12 protein-coding genes are annotated in these 13,140 nt (G+C 41.7%); 3 read left to right on the top strand and 9 right to left on the bottom strand.

Annotation, left to right across the window (positions count from 1 at the left end; translation table 11 throughout):
• Window positions 1–4: 4 nt before the first annotated feature.
• The 9 genes from OU792_RS03040 to OU792_RS03000 form a co-directional block, all read right to left on the bottom strand.
• Window positions 5–220, bottom strand: coding sequence for a heavy-metal-associated domain-containing protein (locus OU792_RS03040; RefSeq protein ID WP_222582959.1), 216 nt, complete (start codon window positions 218–220; stop codon window positions 5–7).
• A 103-nt stretch (window positions 221–323) separates the two neighbouring features.
• Complete coding sequence (locus tag OU792_RS03035; protein ID WP_274669427.1) at window positions 324–1,319, bottom strand: Kelch repeat-containing protein; 996 nt, start codon at window positions 1,317–1,319, stop codon at window positions 324–326.
• 242 nt (window positions 1,320–1,561) lie between these two features.
• On the bottom strand, window positions 1,562–2,413 hold the full coding sequence (locus tag OU792_RS03030; protein ID WP_274669426.1) for a prephenate dehydrogenase: 852 nt from the start codon (window positions 2,411–2,413) through the stop codon (window positions 1,562–1,564).
• 6 nt (window positions 2,414–2,419) lie between these two features.
• Window positions 2,420–3,562, bottom strand: a complete 1,143-nt coding sequence (locus tag OU792_RS03025; RefSeq protein WP_274669425.1) for a pyridoxal phosphate-dependent aminotransferase — start codon at window positions 3,560–3,562, stop codon at window positions 2,420–2,422.
• Window positions 3,559–4,383, bottom strand: a complete 825-nt coding sequence (locus OU792_RS03020) for a prephenate dehydratase (protein ID WP_134202042.1) — start codon at window positions 4,381–4,383, stop codon at window positions 3,559–3,561. Before OU792_RS03020 ends, OU792_RS03025 begins: the two co-directional genes overlap by 4 nt.
• Window positions 4,380–5,603: a 3-phosphoshikimate 1-carboxyvinyltransferase gene (locus tag OU792_RS03015; protein WP_274669424.1), complete on the bottom strand. Its 1,224-nt coding sequence runs from the start codon at window positions 5,601–5,603 to the stop codon at window positions 4,380–4,382. The genes OU792_RS03020 and OU792_RS03015 overlap by 4 nt, the downstream gene beginning before the upstream one ends.
• Window positions 5,604–5,616: 13 nt before the next feature.
• Window positions 5,617–6,651 (bottom strand): 3-dehydroquinate synthase, encoded by a 1,035-nt coding sequence (gene aroB, locus OU792_RS03010; protein WP_342453723.1) that lies wholly within the window; start codon window positions 6,649–6,651, stop codon window positions 5,617–5,619.
• A gap of 77 nt (window positions 6,652–6,728) precedes the next feature.
• Entirely contained in the window at window positions 6,729–7,829 is a 1,101-nt protein-coding gene (locus tag OU792_RS03005) for a chorismate mutase (RefSeq protein ID WP_274669423.1), read from the bottom strand.
• Between the two features lie 385 nt (window positions 7,830–8,214).
• Window positions 8,215–9,282, bottom strand: a complete 1,068-nt coding sequence (locus OU792_RS03000; protein WP_274669422.1) for a bifunctional 3-deoxy-7-phosphoheptulonate synthase/chorismate mutase type II — start codon at window positions 9,280–9,282, stop codon at window positions 8,215–8,217.
• Window positions 9,283–9,437: 155 nt separating this feature from the next.
• Between OU792_RS03000 and OU792_RS02995 the strand changes: the two genes are divergently transcribed.
• The 3 genes from OU792_RS02995 (at window position 9,438) to OU792_RS02985 (ending at window position 13,119) form a co-directional block, all read left to right on the top strand.
• Entirely contained in the window at window positions 9,438–10,613 is a 1,176-nt protein-coding gene (locus tag OU792_RS02995; protein WP_026945968.1) for a proline dehydrogenase family protein, read from the top strand.
• A gap of 66 nt (window positions 10,614–10,679) precedes the next feature.
• Window positions 10,680–12,386 carry a lysine--tRNA ligase gene (gene lysS / locus OU792_RS02990; RefSeq protein ID WP_274669421.1) on the top strand — a complete coding sequence of 569 codons (1,707 nt, stop codon included), beginning with the start codon at window positions 10,680–10,682 and terminating at the stop codon, window positions 12,384–12,386.
• 190 nt (window positions 12,387–12,576) lie between these two features.
• Window positions 12,577–13,119: an ECF-type sigma factor gene (locus OU792_RS02985; RefSeq protein ID WP_024282092.1), complete on the top strand. Its 543-nt coding sequence runs from the start codon at window positions 12,577–12,579 to the stop codon at window positions 13,117–13,119.
• Window positions 13,120–13,140: the final 21 nt, after the last annotated feature.

The following is a 13,140-nucleotide window of genomic DNA, read 5'->3' as shown; positions in this document are numbered from 1 at the left end:
AACCTTAAGATTCAAGAGGTTTGGCAATAAAACCTGCCTTCAGCACAGTTTTGAAAACTTCCTCATTGGTAATACTTTCGGAATTGACAGTGAGGATGCGGTCATCGCTATTTAAATCTACCTCCCAGGATTCGATTTTTGTTTCCTCATTAAGCTTTGGGCTTACTTTGGAGAGGCAGTTATTACAGTTGATATTGGTTTTGAATTTGAGTGTTTTCATTTTGATTATTTTATTGCTTAGAAAATTGCATTAGTCACGAAATTGTTCCCGGCAATCGTTCTACTTGTTCGAGTTTTTGGAATAATGACATGTAAAACCTTATTCAGGGTTGATTTGATTCCTTTATTGCTTTTTCCCAGTCGATCATTTCGATAGTATTGAGTTCTGGGCCTCCGCCACGATTGGCGGATCCCGCAGCTACATAGATTTTTCCTTCCCAAAATACCACTCCTGTGCCATGCCTACCTTGATTCAATTTTGGGAGAAGTTTCCAAGTATGATTTCTAGTATCCAAGACTTCAACTTCTGCGTGGGCTGATTCCTGCGCAGCACTTTCTCCATTCAAAATGACCAAGTAGGGGCCAATTCCCAAATTGGAATTTCCAGCTCTTGGAGTAGGGAGGGTGGTATCAATGGTCTCCCATTTTCCAGTTTCAAAATCAAAGTAATCGATTTCTTCGATGGTGGTTTCCAAAACCTTGCCTACAGCTGCATGGGATGTTCGACCTCCTGCAAGATATAATCTATTTCCTACTATCGCTGCACTGACGTGGTCACGGGCTCGCGGAGCATCGGGAAGTTTTTCCCAAGTACCCTTCTTGGGATCCAAGACATCAAACCAAGGAACAAACCCCTCGTAGTGTCCATCTTGTATGCCGCCGACTAAATAGATTTTCCCTTCTCTGACCGCTACCCCTGCTGAGCCTCTAGCACGTCCTTCGGGTAATTTGGGGCCTTTTCTCCAACTTTTCGTTTCAGGATTGAAAATCCAAGCATGAGTAATGGGTGGTTCGTGGGGATAATTCCCAGTCATGGCTCCCAAAATCCAGATTTCATCTTCAAAGCTTACTGCCTGAAAATGGCTTATTTCCATAGGGGCATCTGCTATTTGGCTCCAAGTGGAGGTATTAGGATCAAACTCATCCACTGATCGATCACCGCGGCCTCCTAAAGCATAAAATTTACCATTGCATTCCACAAAGGAGTTTTCATGTCGTTTCATCGCATCTCCTTTGGCTTGGATATCTTTCCAGGTCTCTTGAGCAGGCGTAACATAGCCAAAAGAAAATAAGAGAAGGACGAATAGAGCGGTTTTCATAGGTTTTTGTTTTCGGTAGAGAATTGATTATATGATTATCCGCAATCATGCCAGTTGCCTTATTTACTTTGCTTGACTGGTTGAAAGAACGAAGGCCGAAGACCGAAGCTTCCGGATTCTGATCCTTTCAGTAGACAATAAGCCGACTTTTTGTCAATTCTGGTAAGAAAGCGGATATCCATAATTGATTATTCAAAAATTGAATAAATAATTGAAAATCAGTTTTTAAAGCCTATTTTTCCTTATCCTCGACCCAAGTCCAAGATGTCTCGAATTTTATTGATATCTGATAGTTCTTGTTGGATTTTTTCACCATCATTATTTGCAATCAAATCACGGATACTGGAGAGATTGGAGATGTAGCCATCAAGTGCTTGGAGGATATTCTCCTTATTTTCTGTCAAGATTGGAGCCCACATGGATGGGCTGGATTTTGCCAATCGAACAGTCGAAGCAAAGCCAGAACCCGCCATGTCAAAGATATTCCGATCATCTTCCATTTTCTGAAGGACAGTCTTTCCAAGCATAAAGGAACTCAAATGGGACAGGTGAGAGACAAACGCCAAATGACGATCATGCTCTTCCGGATCCATGAAGCGTAATTTCATATTCAAGGCCTCAAAAAGCTGGTAGGCTTTTTCTTTTAGATGAAGATCGGTTTTGTCCATTTCACAAAGAATCATGACTTTTCCGTCTAACAATTCTGCAAAAGCTGCTTTTGGTCCACTGTACTCAGTACCTGCTATAGGGTGGCCAGCAAGGTATTGCTTCCGCTTCGAATGCTTTCCTGCGAGAGCGCAAAGATTACTTTTGGTGGATCCTAAATCGATTACAAGCGTATTCTCACCGATTTCATTCAGTGTTTTTTCCAGAATATCTCCTAAGCTATCGGCAGGAGTAGCTAAAAGAATAATATCCGTATCAGAATCTGGGTTTTCTTTTGCTTCGGTAATGATTCCCAAAACCTCGGCATCTTTGAGGTTTTTCTCGGAAATATCGAATCCAGTAATAGTCAATTCAGGGAACTTTCGACGGGCAGCTAGGCCAAAAGAACCTCCCAAAAGGCCCAATCCGATAATGTGAATCTTGTTCATAAATCTTTAATTTTTTAATCGTTTAATAGCTTCCAATATTTTGAATTCAGGTAGGCAAAGGGAAATTCGAACGTGATTTTCACCTTCTTCTCCGAAAATCTCCCCAGGGGTGATGAATATGTTTTTTTCATACAAAAGCCAATCTACAAGCTCTTGAGCTGATTTGTCGACCGGTAATTTTCCCCAAACGAAAAGACCTGAACGATCTTTGGAGAAATCCAAATCGAGAAGCGTTGCCAAGTCCCAGACTAATTTTCTTCGTTTTTCATATTCCTCATTGATATCTGCAAACCAATTTTTGCCTAGCCTCAATGCCTCAACAGCCCCGCGTTGAATTCCTAAAAACATCCCCGAATCCATATTGGACTTGATTCGGGTGATTGCTTTGATCCAATTTTCCTGACCTAGTACCATTCCTACACGCCATCCAGGAATATTGAAAGCTTTGCTCAGTGAATTTAATTCTAAGGCAACTTCTTCCGCACCTTCAATTGAAAAGATGCTGATGGGTTCCGGATTCAGAATATGACTGTAGGGATTATCATTGATCAAAATGAGATCATGTTTTTTGGCAAAGTCCACAAGTTTCTGAAAGAGTGCCTTGCTGCCTCTATGTCCTGTAGGCATGTGCGGATAATTCACCCAAAGAATCTTCACTTTGCTTAAGTCCTGCTTTTCCAAAAGATCAAAATCCGGAGAGCCATCAGATAGTAGGGGATAGCTGATTGCCTTGCAGTCAAGTAATTCGGTTACGGATCGATAAGTAGGGTACCCAGGATTTGGAATCAAAACTTCATCACCGGGGTTCAGAAAAGCCATGCTGACATGCATAATGCCTTCTTTGGAGCCCATGAGAGGAAGAATTTGTTGATCTGGATTTAGGGAAACTCCAAATTCCCTTTCATAGTATTCAGCCATTGCAACTCTCAACTCTGGGATTCCCTGATAAGATTGATATCCGTGGGAATTGCGATGACTGGCTGTGTTTTGTAAAGCTTGAATCACCGAAGCTGGCGGAGAAAGATCTGGGCTTCCGATTCCCAAATTAATGATCGGTTTTCCCGAAGCTATAAGCTGATTGACCTCTCGTAATTTTGCCGAAAAGTAGTATTCTTTAGCCTCTTCCGTGCGCTTTGCAAATCCCTTCATGCTTTTCGGTTATGGTATTCCCCCAATATTTTCAACTCTCCAAATTCTGCTTTCGCTACCCGCATGGCCTCGTGGTAGTCATGGTAATTGTCAAAAACCAAATCAATAAAAAAAGCATATTCCCAAGGCTTTTCGATGACAGGAATCGATTGAATCTTACTCAAATCTAAGTGTAAATTGCTGAAATGTGTGAGCAACCTGGCCAAACTACCGGCCTTATTTTGAATGGTGATTTTAATGGATGCCTTATTGGGCGTTTGATCCTTGGGTTGAGCAGTTTTTCCAAGAAAAATGAACCGGGTAAAATTGCTCTTGACCGATTGGATATCACTCACCAAAATCTCCAAATTGTAGATTTCTGCTGCTATTTCGCTGGCTATGGCTGCTACTCCCTTTAGCTTTTGCTCTGAAATACGCTTCGCCACTGTAGCTGTATCGATGTCGTCGATACGTTTGATTTTAGGATAATGGTTGAGAAAAGCTTTGCATTGGAGCAAAGCCATGGGATGAGAACGAACCTCATGGATATCCTCTATTTTTTGACCTGGCAAGACCATGAATTGATGAGAAATTGAGAGGTAGTATTCTCCAATAATTTTCAGTCCATAGCGGTCTATGAGGTCGTAGTTTGGCAGAATGGCTCCGGCAATTGAGTTTTCAATAGCCATGACACCCACCGTAGCTTCTTCTTTGAATACAGCTTTAGCTACTTCCTCAAAGGTTGAAAAGGTTAAAATCTCAGCTTCTCTGCCATACTCTTGAATCGCCACTTGGTGGTGAAAAGAACCCGGAATTCCCTGGATAGCAATCATTTGCTTCATGACTTATGTATTTGAATACCCAAAGACTCGCAGTGATCCCAGAAGCTTGGGTAGGACTTATTGACCACGGATGGATCCTCCATTTTGACCTTGGTTTTGGTCAAAAGCGGCATGAATGCCATGGCCATTCGGTGGTCATCATAGGTGTGAATCTGAACTTCGCTTGGCATCGTGACGGATGGAATCACTTCGAAAATATCCGGCTCTACTTCCTTAAGTTCAGCATTGAATTTTGCCAGCTCTTGCTGCAAAGCAAAAATGCGATCTGTTTCTTTGATTCGGAGACTTTCGAGTCCAGTAAATTTCACCTTCTGACCAATGATTGCACAGGTAACCGCTACCGTTTGGGCTAGGTCCGGACAATGGGTAAAATCAATATGAGAAATGCCTTTAACTTGCTGTTTTTCAATTAAAAGACCGCCTTCTTTGAATGTGCTTTTGATGCCAAAATTCTCCATAATCCTTACGATTTCGGAATCACCCTGCAGGCTATCTTCTTTTAGTCCTTTGAGGAAAAAAGTGCCTTCATCAGCACAAGCCAAAAGACTAAACCAATAGCTCGCTCCTGACCAGTCGCTTTCCACTGAAAAGGTACTGGATTGGTATTTTTGAGGCTTTACGCTGATCAAATTGTCTTCCCAAGAGTGCGATACTCCGAATTTCTCCATCAGCTGAAGTGTCATTTCTATGTAGGTGCGACTTCCAACTTTTCCTTCCAATTCGATTTCCAAACCCAAAGGTAAAGTGGGAGCTATCATCAGCATGGCTGAGATATACTGACTGGAAACATCCCCCCGGATTTTTACCCTATTCTGGCTTTGTTCTTTCATGCCATGAATTGCGAGAGGTGGAAAGCCCTCTTCATTCATATAATGGATTTCAGCACCAATGCTTCGCAGAGCCTCAACCAAAATACCGATGGGTCGCTGACACATTCTGGGAGTTCCGGTCATGACTTTATTCTGGTTGGTCGCTGCGGCGAAAGCGGTTAAGAATCTCATAGTGGTACCTGCATCCAAAACATCGAAAATCGGTGGATTGGTCTGAAGAAGGCGGATCATAGTCTGGGTATCCCTGGCTTCTGCGAGATTATGAATTTGATTTTGACCTTCGGTCAAAGCGTCAATAATTAAGACTCTGTTTGATTCACTTTTTGAGGAAGGAAGGGGAATTTCCTTTGCTTCGAAGCGGGCTTTTTGCCCAAGTTCGAGTATTTCCATTGGGGGATTTTCGTTATAGAGATTGATAAAAAGAAAGGGCCTCAGCAATCTCCTTCTGGCTTGCAGGAATATTGTACTGGCACTTACCTATTTGGTCAAGAAGGGAGAAAAGAATGGTTTTTCCTTCATTTTTTTTGTCCTGCAGACAGAGATTGACAATTGATTCCAGCTCATTATCCAGGATTTCTGTCTTGCCATAGACTTGTAGAATGGTCTTTACGATAGTGTCAAGTTCGCTCTGATTCAAGCCACATTTCTGTTGGGATAGCCAAGCCTCGCAGATCATTCCTGCTGCAATGGCTTCACCATGAAGCAAATGCTTTTCCGAATCGAGGTAGAAAGTTTCCATTGCATGGCCTATGGTGTGCCCGAAGTTTAGGATTTTTCTAAAACCACTCTCCTTTGGATCTGTGTGGACCACGTATTTTTTGATTTGAATCGAATGCTCAATGAGTGCTTTCCAATCATTTTTCTCCCATTTTTCAAAATCAAGCTTTTCAAAATAGGATTTGTCTTGAATCAGTCCATGCTTTATGACTTCAGCGAAGCCCGATCTAAGTTCTCTTTCGGGAAGAGATTTAAGAAATTCAGGTGCAATCAAGACCATTTCGGGTTCATTGAACACCCCGAGGTGGTTTTTCAAACCCTGGAAATCCACCCCAAGCTTACCACCTACGCTTGCGTCGACTTGAGATAGTAGGGTGGTAGGGATAGTGATGAAACGAATGCCTCTTTTGTAGATACTAGCACAGAAACCACCCATATCACCAATCACTCCACCGCCCAAGTTGATCATGATGGCTTTTCGGTCTAGACCGGCTGCAGTCATCTCCTTCCAGATCAAAGAGCAGGTTTCAAGGGTTTTATGCTTCTCCCCTTGAGGTACTGTGAAGTGATAGAAATCATCACCCAAAACCTCAGCAATGGCGGGAAAACACATTTTTTCAGTGTTTTCATCACTTAGGAGGAATATGGACGAGTGAGAAAGATTGGCTAACCTACTTCGTAATTCAAAAGCTATATTTAGAGTAATATGGACTGGATTCACAAACCTGAATTTTGTATAAAGTTAGCTGAAAGCAGAAAAAGGAATAACTATTCTATTCCTTTTTCCAGAATTTCCTTTTATGCTTTTTTTACTGCGTCGGCTTCCCGGAGTTGTTTTTCTTGACGCTTTACTGATTCTTCATGAATCGAATAAAGTAACTCTTTCATGAATTTCTCACTGAGGTTTTTCTTCACACCTTTTTGAGTACGGCTTTCCATGACTTCTTTCCATCTTCCTGATTGGAATACCGTCAGGTGATGTTGTCTCTTGTGCTCTCCAATCTGATCGATCACTGCAAAACGCTCCTGGAGTACATCCAAAAGTTGATCATCCAAGTGGTCAACTGCACGGCGAAGATCTTCCAATCGCTCATCTGGCTTCATATTTTCGAGCGGCTCCTTGAAATCAATCGAGTTGAGTATCTCGCGCAAAGCTTTTGGAGTCACTTGCTGCTTGGCATCAGACCAGGCATTATCTGGATCGTGATGAGTCTCTATCATGAGTCCATCCAAACCAAAGTTCATAGCTCGTTGAGAAATATCTAGGATTCCGTCTCTTTTTCCTACGATATGAGAAGGGTCATTGATAACTTCCATTCCTGTCCAAACTCGCTTCAAGTGAATAGGCATGGACCAGTTTGGCTTATTTCTGAATCTTTTGTCATAAGCATCTGAAAATCCACGGTGGATTGCTGCTAGTTTGTCCAAACCAACTGCATACATTCTTTCTAATGCACCTATCCAAAGGTCCAAATCAGGGTTCATGGGGTTTTTCACCATCACTGGCACATCAGATCCTCTGAGAGCTTCAGCAATTTCCTGGACAGCAAAAGGATTGACAGTCGTCCGGGCACCAATCCAAACCACATCTACTCCATGCTTAAGAGCAAGTTCTGCATGAGCTGCATTTCCTACCTCTACGGTAATTGGGATATTCAAGTGATGTCTGACGATTTCCATCCACTTCAGGCCTTCTTCTCCGATTCCTTCAAAAGAACCTGGACGCGTACGCGGCTTCCAAATACCAGCCCTGAAAAGTTGTGGTACAGCATTCTCTGCTTTCATTTCCAGGCAGATTTTTTCGATTTGTTCTGGACTTTCGGCAGAGCAAGGGCCTGCAATGATCAGTGGGGTGGTCAATCCTAGTCCCCAATCTTTGATTTGTTTGTGTGGTTTCATACGTCTGAGCGTTTAAATGAAAAAAGCCCGACTCTTTCGAATCGGGCTTTTGTATTTTTATATTTTGTTAGTTTTTGACTGGACAATACACAGCTCCGATTCGATTTTGCATTCGAAAGTAAAAGTAAAAGAAAGTAAAATAGATCGCTGCTGTTATTAACATGCCGTAAATGTATTCATAGACTTTTTAAATGCAAAATAATTTTTTGGTAAAATTTTACTGAATTGATAAAAAGAAGGCCAAATTTTTTTAAATATTTTAAATAGAGCTAATTTTGATATAGGTTTTAGAATTAAATATATATTAAATCGAAATTTTTAGAATAAAATTTTGACAAAAATATTTTTTAAAGCAGGAAAAATTTTAGTGTATGCTTAAGTCCATTTATTCAGAATCCAAGATCTCAGTTTGTTTTCGAATTGACTCCTGATGCAATAATCCGAAGATTTCCTGAATCAAGTCTTTATTCAATCCCAATGGTTTGCCCCAATCAGGTCTAGATTCGAAAATCTCTTTCCATCGATCCAACTGAAGGACTGCTACATTATTGAGCTTTTTGTATTCCCCAATCTTCTCAACCAATTCGAATCTTCTATGCAAAGCTTCCAGCAAATCATGGTCGGCTTGATCAATTTGCTGACGGATTTCCTCGAGTTGGGATTTCATCTTTTGACCTTCAAACTTCACCTTTCTAGTTTTAAGCTCAGAAAGCATCTTTTTTAGAGCAGCTGGAGTGAGTTGTTGCTGGGCATCCGACCACGCATTATCCGGATCGATATGACTTTCTATCATCAAGCCATCAAAATTCAAGTCCAATGCTTTCTGTGCGATTAATGGTACTAACTCCCTTTTTCCTGAAATATGGCTTGGGTCATTGATCATCATGATCTCTGGAAAATGAGTGCGAAACTCAATCGGTATCTGCCAAAGCGGTGAATTGCGGTGAATGGTATCCCTAAAATTGCTGAAACCTCTATGAATCACTGCTAGGTCGGTAATACCCGCTTTTTGGAATCTTTCTACAGCGCCCATCCAAAGGCTGAGGTCTGCATTGACGGGGTTTTTGATCATCACTGGCTTTCCTGTTCCTTTTAGGCTATCCGCAATCTCCTGTACCGTAAATGGGTTGACCGTGGACCTTGCACCTATCCAAAAGATATCAATGTCGTATTTCAAAGCTTCCTCGACGTGTTCAGCTGAGGCGACCTCAATAGCAAATTTGACAGGATATTTACTTTTTACTTCCTGAATCCAAGGTAATGCAATGGATCCGAGCCCTTCGAAACTTCCTGGTCTGGTTCTGGGCTTCCATACACCCCCACGGATGATTTCGATGCCCTGGTCTACCAATTGACTTACTGTCTCCTCAAGTTGATTGGGTGATTCGATGCTACAAGGCCCTGAAATAATGAGCGGATTTTTATGGTTTTTCTTATTAAAGAGTTTTTTCAAAATCAAATGGATTAATAATTCCTAAATCTCTTTTTTGGTCTCAATTCAGCCTGCAATTTCTATAATTTTTTGCTGCCAAGACTCTTCTCATATTTCCTAACAAAAAGGAAGTCAAAGCTGTTTTTTTGATATCTTTGCGACTTAATTTGCGCTGTATGGCAGTGAAACCCAAAATTTCTTTTGAGAATCTAGAAGTTGCCTTTGCATCCAAGACTGATGCCGAGCTTCGGAAAATGTATTTGATTTTTGCTACCCTGAATAATAATCTGATTTCAGATTTGGGGGTTGGCTTGGCAAACTTGGCCTTCAAGCTGAAGTTGCCGATCAAAGGCATCATGAAAAAGACCATGTTTGGACATTTCTGCGGTGGAGAGACCATCGACGAAACCATATTGGCTTGTCAAAAACTAGCTGATTATGGAGTTCAGGCAATTTTGGATCTATCGGTGGAAGGGAAAGGAGATGAGGAAAGTTTTGAAAAGACGACGGAGGAAATTTACCAAACCATGCTAAAATCTGCAGAGACGGATTACATGCCATTTGGGGTTTTCAAAACAACAGGCTTGGGGGATTTTCACATCATGGAAAAAATCCAGGCCGGTCAGAAACTGACTCAAGCTGAAGAAAAAGCATTCGATCGAGTTAAAGAGAGAGTGGACCGTCTTTGCAAAGCTGCTCATGACTTGGGTATTCGGGTCATGGTGGATGCAGAAGAGTCTTGGTTTCAGGATGTAATTGATGATTTGGCTTATGAAGCCATGGAAAAATATAACAAGGAGCGCTGTGTGGTATACAATACCTATCAAATGTATCGACATGATTCCTTGGCAAGGCTGATGAAGGCGCATCAAGTAGCTCAGGAGAAAGGTTACCTATTCGGAGCCAAACCTGTAAGAGGTGCCTACATGGAAAAAGAGCGGGAGCGAGCAGAAGATATGGGTTACCCCGATCCAATCCAGCCAAATAAAGCTGCAACTGACAGGGATTATGATGCAGCAATTAGATTCTGTGTAGAAAACGGAATTTATTTAGTCTGTGCCTCTCATAATGAGAAAAGTAATCTGGAGCTAACCGAGCTTATGGATGAGTTTGGCTTAGATCCTCAGGATAGCAGAGTGTTTTTTTCTCAATTGTACGGGATGAGTGATAATATTTCATTCAACCTTGCCAAGGCAGGATATAATGTAGTGAAATATGTTCCTTATGGACCTGTGGAGAAAGTCATGCCTTACCTCACTCGCCGTGCTGCTGAGAATACTTCCATTGCGGGACAGAGCAGTAGGGAGTTTGAATTGGTGAAGCGTGAAATGAAGCGTAGGAAGGGCGATTGATAGCGTAAAAGTAGTAAGTCGTAAGAAGTAAATAGTGAGTAGTAATCAGAACTATAGATTGATAAAATGCAAGTATTGAGCGAACAGGAAATAGAGCGTCGTAGAGACCGGGAAGAGCTAATGAAATTGGGATTGAATCCCTACCCAGCGGAGGCTTTTCCAATCAATGTGACCGCAGAAGATATTCATCAAAATTACGAAAATCGAAAAAACGACTATAAGAGTATTTCCATCGCTGGACGCTTGATGTCAAGACGAATTATGGGATCGGCATCTTTTGCTGAGATTCAAGATTCGACTGGCCGTCTACAGATCTATGTAAGACGGGATGATATTTGTCCGGAGGATGATAAGATGCTTTACAATTCAGTCTTTAAAAAGCTCCTGGGAATCGGAGATTTCATCGGAGTCAAAGGATATATTTTTACCACGCAGACAGGGGAGATTTCTCTGCATGTAACTGAGCTTAAGGTGCTTTCTAAAGCAGTTAAGCCACTTCCAGTGGTAAAAAGAGATGAAGAGGGTAATATCTATGATGGATTTACTGACCCTGAACTTCGCTACAGACAGCGCTATGTGGATCTTACCGTCAATCCTGAGGTTAAGAAAACTTTTGTCACGCGATCAAAGATCATTTCTACCATGCGTCGATACTTTGATGATCATGGTTGGTTAGAGGTGGAGACGCCTATTCTTCAGGCTGTTCATGGTGGAGCGGCAGCACGTCCTTTCCAAACTCATCACAATACTTTGGACATGCCTCTGTTTTTGCGCATAGCCAATGAATTATACCTGAAGCGATTGATCGTAGGAGGTTTTGATGGGGTCTATGAATTTGGGAAAATGTTCCGAAATGAAGGAATGGACCGGACACATAATCCTGAATTCACTTCCATGGAAATCTATGTGGCTTACAAGGATTACATCTGGATGATGGAGATGGTCGAAGAACTAATCGAAAAAGTCACTGAGACCATTCATGAGGACACGAAAGTCAAGGTAGGAGAGCACATTATTGATTTTGCAGGACCCTATCGACGCCTGACCATGTATGATTCCATCAAGGAATATGCAGGTATTGATGTCAGTCAAATGGATGAGCAAGAACTTCGTGAAGTCTGTAAAAAATTGGCCATAGAGGTGGATGACTCCATGGGTAAGGGAAAATTGATCGATGAGATTTTTGGTGCAAAAGTCGAAACTCATTTGATTCAGCCTACTTACATCATTGATTATCCGATCGAAATGACGCCATTGGCCAAGAAGCACCGCACCGAGGAAGGATTAGTGGAGCGTTTTGAGCTTTTTGTCAATGGAAAAGAAATCGCTAATGCCTACACAGAGCTGAATGATCCGATCGATCAGCGGGAGCGTTTTGAAGACCAGCTGAAGTTGGCAGCTCGTGGAGATGATGAGGCTATGGCGATGGATGAGGATTTCTTGAGAGCATTGGAGTATGGGATGCCACCTACTTCTGGTCTGGGAATAGGAATTGACCGTTTGACCATGCTACTCACGAATAATTTCACGATTCAGGAAGTGCTTTTCTTCCCTCAAATGAGACCTGAAAAGAAAGCAGTTGCGTTGTCCGAGGAGGAGAAAATTGTATTCGAATTGATCAGTAAAAGTAGCCCGGCAAACCTTTTGGATGTCAAAGAAGAAGCTGGTCTTAGCAATAAAAAGTGGGATGTCTCTATGAAAGGGCTCACCAAAAAAGGTGTCGTCAAGGTGACCAAAGAAGGTGAAACCCTGACTGTCGAAGTAGTGGATTAAACCCTATTTATTTCAAACAATCTTTAAGGTGAAAGATGATCAAAAGTCTTTCACCTTTATTTTTTTCAGCATTACTTTTTGAATAATTAAGCAGATCCAAGAATAGTATAATTTTTTTAAAATAATTTATTGATTTTTAGGCTTTTACACGCTTGCGTATTATTTTTCCTAAGCAAAAAAACTTTTGAATATGCGTGAAGTGATGATGACAGGAATGGGACCTGGAAATTTTTCGGCCATTCGTTCCCAGTTCCTGAGATGTTATGATGAATTATCGAAGATGGCAAGGCAAAAACTCCGATCTGAGTATCAGTCTAGCACCTTGGATACAGCAGCCTTGGTTCATGAAGCTTATCTCAAAATGGACGGTAGTCAGAAAGGCTACGCCGATAAAAACCATTTTCTGGCGATAGCCGCCATCGTGATGAGGAGGTTTCTGGTAGATTATGCGAGGCAAAAAAAGCGACAGAAGCGGGGTGGAGATCAGATACAGCTTACTTACGGCTCTGCTAATCAGGCTGTCATGACCTCCCCAGAGGAAGTTTTGCAGCTAAATGATGCTTTGAATAGACTTAAAGCCTTGAATAATCGGCATTGCCGGGTAGTAGAGTTCCATTTTTTCGGTGGCTACAAACACGAAGAAATTGCTGAGATGATGGGAGTATCGATTGATACAGTGAGAAGAGATTGGCGCCTTGCAAAAGCTTGGCTTAGTAAGGAGTTGAAAAACTGAATCGGTTGCGACCAGGAGGAT

Source organism: Algoriphagus sp. NF, from assembly GCF_028823735.1.
In the GTDB taxonomy this organism is placed as follows: domain Bacteria; phylum Bacteroidota; class Bacteroidia; order Cytophagales; family Cyclobacteriaceae; genus Algoriphagus; species Algoriphagus marincola.
This window is presented reverse-complemented; position numbering and strand designations above follow the sequence as displayed.

Bases quoted from the DNA above. Each gene is read 5' to 3' on its own strand.
- OU792_RS03030 (WP_274669426.1), bottom strand. From the start codon at position 2,413: ATGAACAAGATTCACATTATCGGATTGGGCCTTTTGGGAGGTTCTTTT.
- OU792_RS03020 (WP_134202042.1), bottom strand. From the start codon at position 4,383: ATGAAGCAAATGATTGCTATCCAGGGAATTCCGGGTTCTTTTCACCAC.
- OU792_RS03040 (WP_222582959.1), bottom strand. From the start codon at position 220: ATGAAAACACTCAAATTCAAAACCAATATCAACTGTAATAACTGCCTC.
- OU792_RS03005 (WP_274669423.1), bottom strand. From the start codon at position 7,829: ATGAAACCACACAAACAAATCAAAGATTGGGGACTAGGATTGACCACC.
- OU792_RS02985 (WP_024282092.1), top strand. From the start codon at position 12,577: ATGCGTGAAGTGATGATGACAGGAATGGGACCTGGAAATTTTTCGGCC.
- lysS (WP_274669421.1), top strand. From the start codon at position 10,680: ATGCAAGTATTGAGCGAACAGGAAATAGAGCGTCGTAGAGACCGGGAA.
- OU792_RS02995 (WP_026945968.1), top strand. From the start codon at position 9,438: ATGGCAGTGAAACCCAAAATTTCTTTTGAGAATCTAGAAGTTGCCTTT.
- OU792_RS03025 (WP_274669425.1), bottom strand. From the start codon at position 3,562: ATGAAGGGATTTGCAAAGCGCACGGAAGAGGCTAAAGAATACTACTTT.
- OU792_RS03015 (WP_274669424.1), bottom strand. From the start codon at position 5,603: ATGGAAATACTCGAACTTGGGCAAAAAGCCCGCTTCGAAGCAAAGGAA.
- OU792_RS03035 (WP_274669427.1), bottom strand. From the start codon at position 1,319: ATGAAAACCGCTCTATTCGTCCTTCTCTTATTTTCTTTTGGCTATGTT.